The following is a 16,191-nucleotide window of genomic DNA, read 5'->3' as shown; positions in this document are numbered from 1 at the left end:
TGTTTGTTCTCGGACGAGGCCTGCGAGGCGCAGGACCTCATTTCGTGGTTCCGTCGGGCGGCCCGGGTCGTCTGCGATCCCGTCCCGCCCGCTCGCTCTCGATGAGCTCGTTCAGCCAGCGCACTTCGCGCTCCACGGACTCCATGCCGTGCCGTTGCAGCTCGAGCGTGTAGTCGTCGAGCCGCTCCCGCGTCCGGGCCAGTGAGGCGCGCATCTTCTCCAGGCGCTCCTCCAGCCGGCTGCGGCGGCCCTCCAGCACCCGCATGCGTACGTCTCGTTCGGTCTGGCCGAAGAAGGCGAAGCGGGCGGCGAAGGACTCGTCCTCCCAGGCGTCGGGACCCGTGTGGGTGAGGAGCTCCTGGAAGTGCTCCTTACCCGCGGCCGTCAACCGGTAGACGATCTTGGCGCGGCGCCCTGCGAGTGAAGCGGCGAGGGCGTCCTCCGGTGCGTTGCCCGGCTCTTCGATCAGCCAGCCGTTGGCGACCAGCATCTTGAGGCAGGGGTAGAGCGTTCCGTAGCTGAACGCTCTGAACACCCCCAGCGAGGTGTTGAGCCGCTTGCGCAGCTCGTAGCCGTGCATGGGGGATTCGCGAAGCAGGCCGAGGACGGCGAATTCGAGGATGCCTGAGCGTCTGCTCATCCGCCCGCCCCTCCTCCGCCTCTGAAGTCTTTATTCCGAGCTGATGTATCGGCTCGATACATCCAGACGATAGAACGGGTGACCTCCGGCGACAAGAGGTGGCGTGGTGACCGGCGTCACATCATCAATTCGGACGAGGCAAGTTGCCTGATTTGGGGTGAACTTCGGCACTGATCGGGTTTTGAGCGTGCGTAGTCTGTGCGCCATGACACCGGGGGAACCGGAACTCACCTGCCGCTTCCAGGCCACTGGCCTGCCCGAGGAGTAGTCGTTCGATGAGCGAGCACCGTCGTAAGCCGCCACAGCCCCAAGGCGGCGGACGCGCCGCGGCCCGCCGGGCCGCCCAGCAGCGCCCGGACCGTGATGCCGGGACCGGACGCGACGTTCCCACCGCGTCCCCCGGCGGCCCGTACGCGGCACACCCCCCCCGCGGAAGCCGCGCCGAGGCCCGCCTCGCCGACCGCCGGGGGTCCGGTGGCCGAGGACGCGGCGGCGGCCGGCCGGGCCGGGGGCCGACCGGGGCCGGGGGCGGCCCGGACCAGCGCTTCATCAACTACCCGCGGTCCGACAAGGGCGGCTGGAAGCGCTTCATGCCGTCCTGGAAGCTGGTCGGCGGCACGGCCCTGGGCTGCTTCGCGATCATCACGGCCGGGTCGGGCATCGGCATCGCCATGGTGAACACGCCCGACGCGAACAAGGCGGCCCAGGCACAGAACAACGTCTTCTACTGGGCCGACGGCAGCCAGATGGTCGCGACCGGCGGCTCGATGAACCGGCAGATCGTCCCCATCGAGAAGATCCCCAAGTCGATGCAGGACGCCGTGATCGCGGCGGAGAACGAGTCCTTCGAGACGGACAAGGGCGTCGACCCGATGGGCATCGCGCGGGCCGTGGTGAACATGGCCAAGGGCGGCTCCACCCAGGGCGGCTCGACCATCACCCAGCAGTACGTGAAGAACACCTACCTGGACCCCGACCAGACGCTCAAGCGCAAGGTCACCGAACTCTTCATCTCGATCAAACTGGGCGTCTCCGAGGAGAAGAACACGATCCTCGCGGGCTACCTCAACACCGCCTACTACGGCCGGGACGCCTACGGCATCCAGGCCGCCGCCCGCGCCTACTTCGGCAAGGACTGCATCGACCTGAACCCCTCGGAGAGCGCCTTCCTCGCCGCCATGCTCAAGGGCCCCAACCTGTACAACCCGGACGGCGGCATCGGTACGGCGGCCACCCCGGAGGCCAACGAGAAGCGGGCCCGGGAGCGCTGGGCATGGGTGCTGGACCGCGAGGTCGCGGTGGGCCGGATGACCAGGACCGAACGGGACACCCACAAGGAGTTCCCCGCACGCGTCGAGTCCGAGCAGGCCCGGGGCCTGTCCGGCCAGACCGGCTACCTCGTCGAGACGGCCAAGCAGTACGTGATGAAGGCCAAGGGCGGCACGGCCGACGAGATGGCCCGGGGGGGCTTCCGGATCCACACCACCTTCCAGAAGCCGAAGGTGGACGACCTGGTCAAGGCCGTCGAGGAGACCCGCAACGACTTCCTCGACGAGAAGAAGCGCCCCGAACTGGACACCTTCGTCCAGTTCGGGGCGGCCTCCATCGACGTCAGGACCGGGGCGATCGTCGCCCTGTACGGCGGACCGGGCATGGACAAGAAGTACTTCTCCAACAACGCCAACACCACCGGCGTCCCGGTCGGCTCGACCTGGAAGCCCTACGTGCTGGCGGCGGCGATGGAGTACGGCACCCAGAACTCCAAGGGCCGCGGCCTGTCGGTCGCCAGCAAGTACAACGCCGACGACCTCACCGTGATCAACAACCGCCAGGGCAAGCCGCTGCTCGACGCCTCCGGCAAGCCGTTCCGGCAGAAGAACGAGGACCCCTCCTCCTTCGGGTACGTGACGCTCGACACGGCGATGGAGAAGTCCATCAACGTGCCCTTCGCCCAGCTCGTCTTCGACGTCGGCCACTCCAAGGTGCGTGAGGTGGCCCGGTCCACCGGCATCCTGGACGCGTCGATGGACCCGAACAACAACGCGTCCTTCGCCCTCGGCACCTCGACCCCCAGCGCGATCCGGATGGCCAGCTCGTACGCCACCTTCGCGGCCTCCGGCACCCACCACGAGCCGTACTCGGTGACCAAGGTCGAGAAGGACGGCAAGGAGCTCCCCGGCTTCGACGCCCCCAAGCCCGAACGGGCCATGGACAACTCCGTCGCGGACAACCTCACCGAGGTCCTGGAGAACGTCGTCCAGAAGGGCACCGGCATCAAGGTCAAGAAGCTCGGCAGGCCCGCCGCCGGCAAGACCGGCACCACCGACAAGAACAAGTCGGCGTGGTTCGTCGGCTACACCCCGGAGCTCTCCACCGCCGTCACCCTGTTCCGTACCGACCCCAACTCGGCGGACAAGAAGCTGATCTCGATGAACGGGGTCGGCGGCACCGACTCCATCCACGGTGGCGACATCCCGGCCGTGATCTGGACCGAGTACATGCGCGCCGCGCTCAAGGGCACCCCGGTCAGATCGTTCCCGAAGGCCGAGGCCATCGGCGTCACCGCGGACGCCTCCGGCGCACCCTCGCCCAGCCCCTCGCCGACCCCGACGCCCTCCCCCTCCTCTCCCTCGCCGACCCCGACGCCCTCCACGCCCTCGCCGACCCCGACCCCCTCCAAGGGCGCCACGCCGTCCTGCAAGCCGTGGGAGCTGTACTGCGACCCGGAGAACCCCACGGGGGGGAACACCGGCGGCGGTGACGACGGTGACGAAGGCGGGCTCATCGGCGGCGGCGACGGCCGCCCCACCGGGCACCCGTCCCCGTCGAACTCGGGCCGTCCGCCCGGCCGGCCGGGCGGCGCCAGTGGCTGGGTGCCCACCGGTGGCCTCGGCTGATCCGTCCGTCCGCCCGCTCCCTCCGCCCCACGAGGGCCGGTCCACGAGGGCCGTCGCATCCGTGCGGCGGCCCTCGCCCCGTGTCCGGCCGGGTACGGCAGGATGAGCGCATGACGAAGGTGCACGAGGACCGCCCGGTAACGCCCACCCGGCAGGACGAGGTCGCCGCGGCGGGCAGCGAACTCATCGGAGGCCCGCTCGGCCGCCATGCCCGCCTCGGCGGCCACTGGCTGAACCCGGTGCGCGTCGTCGCCCTCGTCGCCCTCGGCATGTTCGCCCTCGGCATGGTGCAGAAGCTGCCCTGCTACAACTGGGCGTGGTTCCAGGGGGCCGGCTCGCAGTACACCCACGCCTGCTACTCCGACATCCCGCACCTGTACGCCGTACGCGGCTTCGCCGACAACCTGACGCCCTACTTCGACCGGCTCCCCGGAGACATGGAGTACCTGGAGTACCCGGTGCTCACGGGGTTCTTCATGGAGATCGCCTCCTGGATGACCCCGGGCGGCGGATCGCTGCAGTACCGCGAGCAGATCTACTGGATGGTCAACGCGGGCATGCTGATGGCCTGCGTCGCGGTCATCGCCGTCTGTGTCGCCCGCACCCACCGCCACCGGCCCTGGGACGCCCTGCTCTTCGCCCTCGCGCCCGCCTTCGCGCTCACGGCGACGATCAACTGGGATCTGCTGGCCATCGCCCTGACCGCCGCCGCCATGCTCATGTGGTCCCGTGGCCGGGTCGTGCTCTTCGGCGTCCTCATCGGCCTCGCCACCGCCGCCAAGCTCTACCCCGTCCTGCTGCTCGGGCCGTTGTTCGTCCTGTGCTGGCGGGCCGGGAAGTGGCGCGAGTTCGGCGCCGCCGTCCTCGGCGCGGCGGGTACCTGGCTGGTGGTGAACCTGCCGGTCATGATCTTCGCCTGGGACGGCTGGAAGAAGTTCTACACCTTCAGCCAGGAGCGGCCGATCGACTTCGGGTCCGTGTGGCTGCTGATCTCCCAGCGCTCGGGCAACCCCCTGGAGGACGCCAACACCTACGCGACCGGCCTGACGCTGCTGCTGTGCGCGGCCGTCGGACTGCTCGCCCTGACCGCCCCCCGCCGCCCGCGCTTCGCGCAGCTGGCCTTCCTGGTCGTCGCCGTCTTCATCCTGTTCAACAAGGTCTACTCGCCCCAGTACGTGCTGTGGCTCATCCCGCTCGCGGCGCTGGCCCGGCCGCGCTGGCGGGACCTCCTGATCTGGCAGGCCGGCGAGGTCGTGTACTTCTTCGGGATCTGGTTCTACCTGGCCTACACGACCAGCGGGGACAAGCACCAGGGGCTGCCCGTGGAGGGCTACCAGCTGGCGATCGCCGCCCATCTGCTGGCCACCCTCTACCTGTGCGCGGTCGTCGTCCGCGACATCCTGATGCCCGAACGCGACGTCGTGCGCCGGGACGGCTCGGACGACCCGTCCGGCGGTGTCCTGGACGGGGCCGAGGACGTGTTCGTGCTGTCGGACGCGGCGAGGGCGCCGCGGGAAGCGGCGCCCTCGGGGGGACAGCGGGTCGACTGGGGCACCGGCTCCCGGAAGTGATCCGGCGGGCCGGGCCCGGTCTGCCGGGGCGGCTCAGCTGTCGAGTGCCCGGTCGAACTGCGTGGTGGTGTGGCGCAGGTGGGCGACCAGTTCGTCGCCGACCCTCGGTTCGGTCGCGTCCGAAGGCACGAACAGGATCGAGACCTGCATGTGCGGCGGCTCCGCGAACCAGCGCTGCTTGCCCGCCCACACGAACGGCGACAGGTTCCGGTTGACGGTGGCCAGGCCCGCGCGGGCGACGCCCTTGGCACGGGGCATCACCCCGTGGAGCGCCTTGGGAGCCTCCAGCCCCACTCCGTGCGAGGTGCCGCCGGCGACCACGACCAGCCATCCGTCGGACGCGGCCTTCTGCTGGCGGTAGCCGAACCGGTCCCCCTTGGCGACACGGGTGACGTCGAGGACCGCACCGCGGTACTGGGTCGCCTCGTGGTCGCCCAGCCACAGCCGGGTACCGATCCGGGCCCGGAAGCGGGTCTGCGGGAACTGCTGCTGGAGCCTTGCCAGGTCAGCGGCGCGCAGGTGGCTGACGAACATGGTGTGCAGCGGCAGCCTGGCCGCCCGCAGCCGGTCCATCCAGCCGATGACCTCCTCGACGGCGTCCGAGCCGTCCGGGCGGTCCAGCGGCAGGTGCAGGGCGAAGCCCTCCAGGCGGACGTCCTCGATCGCCGCGTGCAACTGCCCCAGGTCCTGCTCGGAGATGCCGTGGCGGCGCATCGAGGACATGCACTCGATGACCACCCGGGCGCCGACCAGGCCGCGGACCCCGTCCACCGAGGAGACCGAGCGGATGACCCGGTCGGGCAGCGGAACCGGGTCCTCGCCCCGCCGGAACGGGGTGAGGACGAGCAGGTCGCCGCTGAACCAGTCCTTGATGCTGGCGGCCTCGTACGTCGTCCCGACGGCCAGTACGTCGGCGCCCATCCGGGTCGCCTCCTCGCACAGCCGCTCGTGGCCGAAGCCGTAGCCGTTGCCCTTGCAGACCGGGATCATCCCGGGGAACTGGTCCTGGATCTGCTTCTGGTGTGCACGCCAGCGCGCGGTGTCGACGTAGAGCGTGAGCGCCATGCCCGTCCGGGACCTCTCGTGGGTGGCTGCGTGGTGCAGCGGTGTGTGGGGATGGGGTGAAGGGGGTCAGCGGCGCGACATGTAGATGTCGAGCGCCTTGTGCAGCATCTTGTTGAGCGGGAAGTCCCATTCGCCGACGTACTCGACGGCCTCGCCGCCCGTGCCGACCTTGAACTGGATCAGCCCGAACAGGTGGTCGTTCTCGTCCAGAGTGTCAGAGATGCCGCGCAGGTCGTAGACCCCGGCGCCGAGCGCGTACGCGTCGCGGAGCATGCGCCACTGCATCGCGTTCGAGGGCCGGACCTCGCGCTTGTGGTTGGCGGAGGCGCCGTAGGAGTACCAGACGTGCTGGCCGACGGTCAGCATCGTGGCGGCGGCCAGCGGCTCCCCCTCGTGCGTGGCGATGTAGAGCCGCATCCGGTTGGGGTCCTCGGAGTTGAGGGCCGTCCACTGGCGCTGGAAATAGCTGAGCGGGCGCGGGCGGAACTTGTCGCGCACGGCCGTGATCTCGTACAGGTGCTGCCAGGTCGGCAGGTCGTCGTAGCCGCCCTGGAAGACCTCGACGCCGGCCTTCTCGGCCTTCTTGATGTTGCGGCGCCACAGCTGGTTGAAGCCCTTGAGGACGTCGTCCAGCGAGCGGTTGGCCAGCGGTACCTGGAAGACGTAGCGGGGCTGGACGTCACCGAAACCGGCGCCGCCGTCCTCGGCCTGCTGCCAGCCCATGCGGCGGAGTTTGTCGGATACCTCGAAGGCGCGGGGCTCGATGACCGACGCCTCCACGTCACGCAGGCGCTTGACGTCGGGGTCCTGGATGCCGGCCTTGATGGCGGTCGCGTTCCAGCGGCGGATGACGACCGGCGGGCCCATCTTCACGGTGAAGGCGCCCTGTTGCTTGAGGTGCGCCAGCATCGGCTGGAGCCACTCGTTCAGGTTCGGGGCGTACCAGTTGATGACCGGGCCCTCCGGAAGGTACGCCAGGTACCGCTTCACCTTGGGCAGCTGCCGGTACAGCACGAGGGCGGCGCCGACGAGTTCGCCGGTGCCGTCGAACCAACCGAGGTTCTCCGAACGCCACTCGTTCTTCACGTCGGCCCACGCCGGGACCTGGCAGTGGCTCGCCGAGGGCAGGCTCTGGAGGTAACCCAGATGCTGCTCTCGGCTGATGGTCCTCAGGGACAGGCTCATGCGGGGCGTCTCCTCCGGCGGCTTCGCTGGCTATGGCGCGAAGCCTACTGCGACGGGGGCGCCACCCATCTGGGGGACGGGCCGGGGGCCCGGGCCGGGCGTCGGCCGGCGCTCCCGTCGCGGAGGTGTCCCGGGTCAGCCCAGCACGCCGCCGAAGAGGCCGCCGTGCGCCATGCCGAGGAAGAAGCCGATGGCAGAGGCGCCAAGGCCGACGATCAGTGCGAAGCGCTCGCGTGTCGTGACGGAGATGAACTGTCCGTACGCGCCGGTCAGGATTCCGATCAGCCCGGTCCAGGAGCTGAGCAGGTGCAGATTGTGGAAGAACGCCGTGACGAACGCCACGGCGCCGAGGATCAGGGTGACCGCGAGCAGGGCGTCCTGCAGCGGGTGAGGCTTGCCGTCGGTCGCGAAGAGCGAGATGGAGGACTGGCGTCGCATTGCCTGTGCCATCGGAAGGCACCTCCTGGCTGAAGCAGAGCGGTGCTGCGGGGCCGCCTCCGGAGGAGCCGGGGGCATAGCACCGAGCACACCCGATGGATACAGATTGTGGCCTTCCACCGCCGGATTTCAACCGGAAGGAGGTGAGCAGGTAGTCTGTACGGTCTGCGCGGTGTCTGTTCTCGGACATCGTGCGGCACGCATCACGACCCTCCTGCCACGGAACGACCGTGGCCGCTGAGTCCAAAGGAGGTGGGTTCCACATGCGTCACTACGAAGTGATGGTCATCCTCGACCCCGATCTCGAGGAGCGCGCTGTCTCCCCGCTGATCGAGAACTTCCTCTCCGTCGTCCGTGAGGGCAACGGAAAGGTCGAGAAGGTCGACACCTGGGGCCGTCGTCGTCTCGCTTACGAGATCAAGAAGAAGCCCGAGGGCATCTACTCGGTCATCGACCTTCAGGCCGAGCCTGCGGTCGTCAAGGAGCTCGACCGGCAGATGAACCTGAACGAGTCGGTTCTCCGGACCAAGGTCCTTCGCCCCGAGACCCACTGAACTTCGGTTCAGCGGTAATCGGGATCGAGTAGCACAGCAGCCCAGCAGCAATCCCCGCCGAGAGGTTCACCCATGGCAGGCGAGACCGTCATCACGGTCGTCGGCAATCTCGTCGACGACCCCGAGCTGCGCTTCACCCCCTCGGGTGCGGCGGTCGCGAAGTTCCGTGTCGCGTCCACTCCCCGCACCTTCGACAAGCAGACCAATGAGTGGAAGGACGGCGAGAGCCTGTTCCTGACCTGCTCGGTCTGGCGTCAGGCGGCGGAGAACGTCGCCGAGTCCCTTCAGCGGGGCATGCGCGTCATCGTGCAGGGCCGGCTGAAGCAGCGGTCGTACGAGGACCGTGAGGGTGTCAAGCGCACGGTCTACGAGCTGGACGTCGAGGAAGTCGGCCCCAGCCTGAAGAACTCCACGGCCAAGGTCACCAAGACCACGGGCCGGGGTGGCCAGGGCGGGTACGGCGGCGGTCAGCCGCAGGGCGGCGGCGGCAACTGGGGCGGAACCCCCGGTGGCGGCGCCCCGCAGGGCGGCGGAGCACCTTCCGACGACCCGTGGGCGTCCAGCGCGCCGGCCGGCGGTCAGCCGCAGGGCGGCGGCGGCGGTGGCGGCTGGGGCGGAAGCTCCGGCGGCTCCGGCGGCTCCGGCGGTGGCTACTCGGACGAGCCGCCCTTCTAGGGCAGCTCGCACCCCCACTTCTTGATCACACAGGAGAGACACCATGGCGAAGCCGCCTGTGCGCAAGCCTAAGAAGAAGGTCTGCGCTTTCTGCAAGGACAAGACCGCGTACGTGGACTACAAGGACACGAACATGCTGCGGAAGTTCATTTCCGACCGCGGCAAGATCCGTGCCCGCCGCGTCACCGGCAACTGCACGCAGCACCAGCGTGACGTCGCCACGGCCGTGAAGAACAGCCGTGAGATGGCGCTGCTGCCCTACACGTCCACCGCGCGATAAGGAAGGGTGACCGAATAATGAAGATCATCCTTACCCACGAGGTCTCTGGCCTCGGCACCGCCGGCGATGTCGTCGACGTCAAGGACGGTTACGCTCGCAACTACCTGGTCCCGCGTGGTTTCGCGATCCGCTGGACCAAGGGTGGCGAGAAGGACGTGGCGCAGATCCGCCGCGCCCGCAAGATCCACGAGATCGCGACCATCGAGCAGGCCAACGAGTTCAAGGCCAAGCTCGAAACCGTGAAGGTGCGTCTGGCCACCCGCTCGGGTGACACCGGCCGCCTCTTCGGTTCCGTGACCCCGGCCGACATCGCCACGGCGATCGAGGCTTCCGGTGGTCCGAAGGTCGACAAGCGTCGCGTCGAGCTGGCGTCCCCGATCAAGACCCTCGGTTCGTACCAGGTCTCCGTGCGTCTGCACGCCGAGGTCGTTGCGAACCTGGGTGTCGAGGTCATCGCCGCCTGAGTGCCGCACGTGAAGGGCCGCACCCCGCTGGGGTGCGGCCCTTCGCCGTTCTCCGGGCGGACCGAGGGCGTTGTTTCACGTGAAACGGCGCGGATGTTTCACGTGAAACGGTGCGGAGAACGGGGTCGGCGACGCTGTTTCACGTGAAACAACGCCCTCAGCGGCTGGCCCCGGTGATCAGCCACCGTCCGGAGCGGGCACGGAGCTGGAGGGTGACCATCCTGACCAGCATCATCAGGGTCATGGCCCACCAGAGCGTCGTCAGGCCTCCGCCCACGGCCGGGACGAGCAGTGCGGCCGGGGCGAACACGGCGAGGGTCAGGAGCATGGCCCAGGCCAGGTAACGGCCGTCGCCCGCGCCCATGAGAACTCCGTCGAGGACGAAGACGATGCCGGAGACCGGCTGGCAGACGGCCACCACGAGCAGGGCGGGCAGCAGGGCGGCCTCGACCGCCGGATCGCTGGTGAACAGCGGGATGAACACCGGGCGGGCCAGAACGACCAGCAGACCGAGCACGGTGCCGGTGACGATCCCCCAGCGCACCATGCGGCGGCAGACCGCTCTGGCGCCCTCGGTGTCGCCCGCTCCCAGGTAGCGGCCGATGATCGCCTGTCCGGCGATGGCGATGGCGTCCAGGGCGAAGGCCAGCAGGCTCCAGAGCGAGAGCAGGATCTGGTGGGCGGCGATGTCGGCGTCCCCGAGCCGGGCGGCCACGGCCGTCGCGGTCATCAGGACGGCCCGCAGCGACAGGGTACGGACCAGCAGCGGTGCGCCGGCCCGGGCGCAGGCCCGGATGCCCGCGGGGTCGGGGCGCAGAGAGGCCCCGTGGCGCCGGGCGCCGCGGAGGACGACGAGCAGGTAGGCGGCGGCCATGGCGCACTGGGCGATGACCGTGCCCCAGGCCGATCCGGCGATGCCGAGGTCCGCGCCGTAGACGAGGACGACGTTCAGGACCCCGTTGAGGGTGAAGCCCCAGACCGCGACGTAGAGCGGGGTGCGGGTGTCCTGGAGGCCGCGTACGACTCCGGTGGCGGCGAGCACCACGAGCATGGCCGGGATGCCGAGGGCGGAGATCCTCAGGTAGGTGACCGCGTACGGGGTGACCGTGTCGGAGGCCCCGAAGAGCGAGACCAGCCAGGGCGCGGTGGGCAGGACCACGGCGATGACGGCCGCGCCGAGGAGGAGGGCGAGCCAGATGCCGTCCATGCCCTGCCGGACAGCCGCCTGGAGATCTCCCGCCCCGACCCTCCGGGAGACGGCCGCGGTGGTGGCGTAGGCGAGGAAGACGAAGACGCTCACGGCGGTGGTGAGCAGAGCGGCGGCGATGCCGAGGCCGGCCAGCTGGGGTGTGCCGAGGTGCCCCACGATGGCACTGTCGGCCATCACGAAGAGGGGTTCGGCGACCAGCGCGGCGAAGGCTGGGACGGCGAGTGCGATGATCTCCCGGTCGTGTCGGCCCGGTGTGGCCTTCGGTGGGTCGGACACCTGTGTCATGCGCTCAACCTAATCTTCCACAGGTAATAGATACAAGGCTGTCTGAACCCTTACTGGGGTGCTGACGTGCGTCTTCCTCGCACCCCGTTCGAGGCGATCTCGGAACTACGGGCAAGAAATTTCTTCCCCACAGGGGGTGGAGAAAGAAAGTCCAGGTCAGGTGGGGTAACGGGGTGGGGCAGGTGATTTTGTCCACAGTGTCGTCCCCCGGTCCGTGCACAGCTTCCCGGCACTTACCCACAGCATTGGCGTGGTCGTCCACACCTCATCCACACAGCCTGTGGATAACAAGATTGGCTGACGCCGCTCCCGGCTCTACCGTGGTTCGTTGCCCGACTCGCCGAGAGCCGATCCGGGTGTCCCAAATGTCAGAGCCGTGTCGTAGAAAGAGTGCCACGGCGAGGTCCGCGTTGCGGACGGGAGGAGGTGGCCCGGTGAACATGCCCGAGCCCATGGACGACCCTTGGGCCGACAGCGGTCCAGGTGACCGTCTGCCCGCCCGTCCGCGCCGCAACGGCGGCGGGGACGGACAGCAGGACCGCGGCCGCGAGGGAGGCGGCTCCTGGGACGGGGGCGGCGGCTTTGAGCGCGTCCCTCCGCAGGACCTCGACGCCGAGCAGTCCGTGCTGGGCGGAATGCTGCTCTCGAAGGACGCGATCGCCGACGTGGTCGAGGTCCTGAAGGGCCACGACTTCTACCGTCCCTCGCACGAGACGATCTACCAGGCCATCCTCGACCTGTACGCGAAGGGCGAGCCGGCCGACCCGATCACCGTCGGCGCCGAACTGACCCGGCGCGGCGAGATCAGCAAGGTCGGCGGAGCCTCCTACCTGCACACCCTGGTGCAGTCCGTGCCGACCGCCGCGAACGCCGAGTACTACGCGGAGATCGTTCACGAGAGGGCTGTCCTGCGCCGCCTGGTCGCCGCCGGTACGAAGATCACACAGATGGGCTACGCGGCCGACGGGGACGTCGACGAGATCGTCAACAGCGCCCAGGCCGAGATCTACGCCGTCACCGAGCAGCGGACCTCCGAGGACTACCTGCCGCTGGGCGACATCATGGAGGGAGCCCTCGACGAGATCGAGGCGATCGGGTCGCGCAGCGGCCAGATGTCGGGTGTCCCGACCGGCTTCACGGACCTCGACTCGCTGACCAACGGCCTGCACCCCGGGCAGATGATCGTCATCGCCGCCCGCCCGGCCATGGGAAAGTCCACGCTCGCGCTGGACTTCGCGCGGGCCTGTTCCATCAAGAGCAACCTGCCCAGCGTGATCTTCTCCCTCGAAATGGGGCGCAACGAGATCGCGATGCGTCTGCTCTCGGCGGAGGCCAGGGTGGCACTGCACCACATGCGCTCGGGCACGATGACGGACGACGACTGGACCCGGCTGGCCCGCAGGATGCCGGACGTCTCCGCCGCCCCGCTGTACATCGACGACTCCCCCAACCTGTCGATGATGGAGATCCGGGCGAAGTGCCGGCGGCTCAAGCAGCGCAACGACCTGTCGCTCGTCGTCATCGACTACCTCCAGCTGATGCAGTCGGGCGGTTCGCGCCGTCCCGAGAGCCGTCAGCAGGAGGTCTCGGACATGTCCCGAAACCTCAAGCTTCTGGCGAAGGAGCTGGAGGTCCCCGTGATCGCGCTCTCCCAGCTGAACCGTGGTCCGGAGCAGCGCACCGACAAGAAGCCGATGGTTTCCGACCTGCGTGAATCGGGCTCGATCGAGCAGGACGCGGACATGGTGATCCTGCTGCACCGTGAGGACGCGTACGAGAAGGAGTCCCCCCGCGCGGGTGAGGCCGACCTGATCGTGGCGAAGCACCGAAACGGTCCCACGGCGACGATCACGGTGGCTTTCCAGGGGCATTACTCCCGTTTCGTGGACATGGCCAACACGTAGCATCCGGTCATGGATGCTCTCTCTGAAGAACTGGAACTGCTCCCTGCCACCCGGCGCGCGCTGCGGCACCGGATCGCCGTCGCCCAGAGTCAGGGGCGGGCGCCGTCGGTCGTCGCTGCCGTGGCGCGGGGCGGGAGGGTGCTCTGGGAAGGGGCCCGGGGTTCTGCCGAGGGCCGGGGCCCGGCCGGGGGCGTGCAGTACCGGATCGGGTCGATCACCAAGACCTTCACCGCGGTTCTGGTGCTGCGGCTGCGTGACGAGGGGCTGCTGGCCCTGGGTGATCCGGTGGAGAAGCACCTGCAGGGGACGGGTGTGGGAGAGGTGACCGTGGGTCAGCTCCTGGCTCACACCGGCGGGTTGGCGGCGGAGACTCCGGGGGCCTGGTGGGAGCGGACGCCCGGGTTGCTGAGGCCCGGACTCGCCGACGTCCTGGGTGAGGAGCCGTTCCGGCACGAGCCCGGACGGCGCCATCACTACTCCAACCCGGGCTACACGGTGCTGGGTTCGCTCGTGGAGGCGGTACGCGGGAAGCCGTGGGGCGAAGTGCTGCGGGCCGAGGTGCTCGAACCGCTCGGGCTGGACCGTACGACGCCGGACCCGCAGGCCCCCCATGAGGACGGGTGGGCGGTGCACCCTTGGGCGGACGTGATGATGGCGGAGCCGGTGGAGGATCTGGGGCTGATGGCTCCGGCGGGTCAGTTGTGGTCCACGACGAGGGACCTGGCCCGGTTCGCGGAGTTCCTGCTGCGGGGCGACGAGCGGGTGCTGAGCGCGGAGACGGTACGGGAGATGCGTACCGCGGCCTCTCCTCCGGAGCCGGGTGTCGCCGAGGCCGGGTACGGGCTGGGCCTGCAGCTGATGGACGGGGGCGGGCGTCGGCTCGTGGGCCACAGCGGTTCGCTGCCGGGGTTCCTCGCGGGTCTGTGGCTGAGCGAGGCGGACGACGTGGCGGTGGTGGTCCTGGCGAACTGCACGTCCGGGCTGCCGGTCACGGCGGTGGCCGCCGAGCTGATGGCGATCGTGGCGGAGGCGGAACCGCGGTTCCCGGAGCCGTGGCGGCCGTTCTCCGGGGCCGGTCCGGTGGCGCTGGAACTGTGCGGGCCCTGGTACTGGGGGACGACGGCGTACGCGGTGCGGCTGACGGCTGACGGGCTGCTGGAGCTCGGTCCGATGGGTGCGGCCGGGCGCACGGCCCGTTTCCGGGCGGAGCCGGACGGCAGTTGGACGGGGTTGTCCGGTTACTACGCGGGTGAGGTGCTGCGGGCCGTGCGTCGGCCGGACGGTTCGGTGAGCCATCTCGATCTCGGCTCTTTCGTGTTCACCAGGGAGCCGTACGACGCACAGGCTCCGGTGCCCGGCGGGACGGACCCGCAGGGCTGGCGTGGCATCGGGTGACAGTGCCGTTCAGCCTTCGTGTTTCACGTGAAACACGACGGCTTCCACGTGGAGTGCGGCGGCCCCGGAACCGCCCCGGCCGGTGTTCCACGTGAAACCGGCGGTGTGTTTCACGTGAAACACCGGCCGGGGATGACGCGGCCCGCCAGGACGGGTACTTCGCCCGGTCTGCGGGGCCGGCCGGGAGCTACGGGTGCCCACCGGTGCGGAGCTTCGACGCCGGGAGTGTCGGGGAGTGGAGGCATTTTAAGGGGAAAGCGGGTTCGAAACCTGGTTTTCGGTGTTTGCCTGTGGCCCTCCGGACCGGCTGGCACGCTGTGGAACCCGGAACCACGGAGCCGAAGGCCGTGGCGCGTGCAGACTGACCGAGATGTTCGAAGCGAGGCACCCCATGGACGCTCCGCCCACCAGACCGGACAGATGGGAGACGGCCCGCGTACCTTCCGGAGGCGGCGCGGCCGACCCCTCCCCGGACGCCCTGCTCATCCGCCGGACCCTCGCGGAGGTCGCGCCCGTCGCCGACAGGGTGACCTCGTACTTCTACGCCCTGGTCTTCACCGGGTACCCGGACCTGCGCGGCTTGTTCCCCGTCGCGATGGACGCGCAGCGCGACCGGCTGCTGAAGGCCCTGCTGACGGCGGCCGAGCACATCGACAACCCGGCCGTGCTCGTCCCCTACCTGCGCCGGCTGGGCGCCGGGCACCGCAAGTACGGCACACTGGCGGGCCACTATCCGGTGGTGGGCGAGGCCCTCATCGGGGCGCTGGCCCGGTACGCGACGGTCAGCTGGGGGCCGCATGCGCAGGCCGCGTGGGTGCGGGCGTACACCGCGATCTCCCAGATCATGATCGACGCGGCGGCCGAGGACGAGATGCGGGCCCCGGCGTGGTGGCACGCGGAAGTGGTCTCCCACGAACTGCGCACGCCGGACATCGCGGTGCTGACGGTCCGGACCGGCCAGCCGTACGCGTTTTTGGCGGGCCAGTACACGAGCCTGGAGACGCCCTGGTGGCCGAGGGTGTGGCGGCACTACTCCTTCGCCTCGGCCCCGCGCCCGGACGGCCTGTTGTCCTTCCACGTCAAGGCCGTTCCGGCGGGCTGGGTCTCGAACGCGCTGGTGCGCCGGGCCCGGCCCGGGGACGTGCTGCGATTAGGGCCGCCGACCGGGTCGATGGTGGTGGACCACAGCACGGACAACGGGATGCTCTGTCTGGGCGGCGGCACCGGGATCGCCCCGATCAAGGCGTTGATCGAAGATGTGGCCGAGCACGGGGCGCGGCGTCCGATGGAGGTGTTCTTCGGGGCGCGCAGCGACAACGGGCTGTACGACAAGGACACGCTGCTGGAGTTGCAGCGTTCGCACCCCTGGCTCTCGGTGCGTCCGGTGGTCGGGGACGGGCTGGCCGGGCAACTTCCGCAGGCGGTCGGTGAGCACGGGCCGTGGAGTTCGTACGACGCGTTCGTGTCGGGGCCCGCCGCGATGATCCGCAGCGGTGTGGACGAGCTCAAGCGGATCGGGATACCGGGTGAGCGGATTCGGCATGACGCGGTCGAGGAGCTGGCGGGCGTCGCCGGCTGAGCGCGGGAACATCCCCGTTCCCCCTCGGGGAAGCCGCTGATCCGCCTGC

Annotated in this window: 14 protein-coding genes; 9 read left to right on the top strand and 5 right to left on the bottom strand. The window is 69.5% G+C overall.

The features are described 5' to 3' along the window. Positions 1–37: 37 nt before the first annotated feature. The gene (locus ACIA5F_RS01010) at positions 38–640 is read right to left on the bottom strand and encodes a helix-turn-helix transcriptional regulator (protein ID WP_399347739.1); all 603 of its coding nucleotides are present in this window, start codon (positions 638–640) and stop codon (positions 38–40) included. Positions 641–915: 275 nt separating this feature from the next. Between ACIA5F_RS01010 and ACIA5F_RS01005 the strand changes: the two genes are divergently transcribed. Both ACIA5F_RS01005 and ACIA5F_RS01000 read left to right on the top strand, forming a co-directional pair. Further along, entirely contained in the window at positions 916–3,537 is a 2,622-nt protein-coding gene (locus tag ACIA5F_RS01005; RefSeq protein WP_399347737.1) for a transglycosylase domain-containing protein, read from the top strand. Between the two features lie 110 nt (positions 3,538–3,647). Continuing rightward, on the top strand, positions 3,648–5,108 hold the full coding sequence (locus ACIA5F_RS01000; protein WP_399347735.1) for a glycosyltransferase family 87 protein: 1,461 nt from the start codon (positions 3,648–3,650) through the stop codon (positions 5,106–5,108). Between the two features lie 33 nt (positions 5,109–5,141). Here ACIA5F_RS01000 and ACIA5F_RS00995 read toward each other — a convergent pair whose 3' ends face one another. From ACIA5F_RS00995 to ACIA5F_RS00985, 3 genes are all read right to left on the bottom strand, one after another. Beyond that, complete coding sequence (locus ACIA5F_RS00995) at positions 5,142–6,173, bottom strand: alanine racemase (RefSeq protein ID WP_399347733.1); 1,032 nt, start codon at positions 6,171–6,173, stop codon at positions 5,142–5,144. 66 nt (positions 6,174–6,239) lie between these two features. Beyond that, entirely contained in the window at positions 6,240–7,358 is a 1,119-nt protein-coding gene (locus ACIA5F_RS00990) for a lipid II:glycine glycyltransferase FemX (protein WP_399347731.1), read from the bottom strand. A gap of 135 nt (positions 7,359–7,493) precedes the next feature. Further along, on the bottom strand, positions 7,494–7,808 hold the full coding sequence (locus ACIA5F_RS00985) for a hypothetical protein (protein WP_399347729.1): 315 nt from the start codon (positions 7,806–7,808) through the stop codon (positions 7,494–7,496). Positions 7,809–8,059: 251 nt separating this feature from the next. On the opposite strand from ACIA5F_RS00985, the gene rpsF reads away from it, so the two are divergent. The 4 genes from rpsF to rplI all read left to right on the top strand — a co-directional run bounded on the left by rpsF (position 8,060) and on the right by rplI (position 9,769). Further along, entirely contained in the window at positions 8,060–8,350 is a 291-nt protein-coding gene (rpsF, locus tag ACIA5F_RS00980) for a 30S ribosomal protein S6 (protein ID WP_004950685.1), read from the top strand. Between the two features lie 72 nt (positions 8,351–8,422). Beyond that, a complete protein-coding gene (locus ACIA5F_RS00975; RefSeq protein WP_399347727.1) occupies positions 8,423–9,025 on the top strand; it encodes a single-stranded DNA-binding protein in 603 nt (200 codons plus the stop codon). A 43-nt stretch (positions 9,026–9,068) separates the two neighbouring features. Next, a complete protein-coding gene (rpsR, locus tag ACIA5F_RS00970; protein ID WP_005315025.1) occupies positions 9,069–9,305 on the top strand; it encodes a 30S ribosomal protein S18 in 237 nt (78 codons plus the stop codon). 17 nt (positions 9,306–9,322) lie between these two features. Beyond that, positions 9,323–9,769 (top strand): 50S ribosomal protein L9, encoded by a 447-nt coding sequence (gene rplI, locus ACIA5F_RS00965; RefSeq protein ID WP_399347725.1) that lies wholly within the window; start codon positions 9,323–9,325, stop codon positions 9,767–9,769. A gap of 157 nt (positions 9,770–9,926) precedes the next feature. Here the strand turns inward: rplI and ACIA5F_RS00960 are convergent, their stop codons facing one another. Continuing rightward, positions 9,927–11,264 (bottom strand): MATE family efflux transporter, encoded by a 1,338-nt coding sequence (locus ACIA5F_RS00960; protein WP_399347723.1) that lies wholly within the window; start codon positions 11,262–11,264, stop codon positions 9,927–9,929. Between the two features lie 452 nt (positions 11,265–11,716). Here ACIA5F_RS00960 and dnaB point away from each other — a divergent pair, with 452 nt between their 5' ends. The 3 genes from dnaB to ACIA5F_RS00945 all read left to right on the top strand — a co-directional run bounded on the left by dnaB (position 11,717) and on the right by ACIA5F_RS00945 (position 16,142). After that, positions 11,717–13,168, top strand: coding sequence for a replicative DNA helicase (gene dnaB / locus ACIA5F_RS00955; protein WP_399348152.1), 1,452 nt, complete (start codon positions 11,717–11,719; stop codon positions 13,166–13,168). A 9-nt stretch (positions 13,169–13,177) separates the two neighbouring features. Further along, positions 13,178–14,563, top strand: a complete 1,386-nt coding sequence (locus tag ACIA5F_RS00950) for a serine hydrolase domain-containing protein (RefSeq protein ID WP_399347721.1) — start codon at positions 13,178–13,180, stop codon at positions 14,561–14,563. 370 nt (positions 14,564–14,933) lie between these two features. Then, on the top strand, positions 14,934–16,142 hold the full coding sequence (locus tag ACIA5F_RS00945) for a globin domain-containing protein (RefSeq protein WP_399347719.1): 1,209 nt from the start codon (positions 14,934–14,936) through the stop codon (positions 16,140–16,142). Positions 16,143–16,191: the final 49 nt, after the last annotated feature.

This window comes from Streptomyces sp. NPDC051567 (assembly GCF_044454165.1).
Lineage (GTDB): Bacteria > Actinomycetota > Actinomycetes > Streptomycetales > Streptomycetaceae > Streptomyces.
The sequence above is the reverse complement of the archived record's forward strand: the minus strand, read 5'-3'. Positions and strand labels throughout refer to the sequence as shown.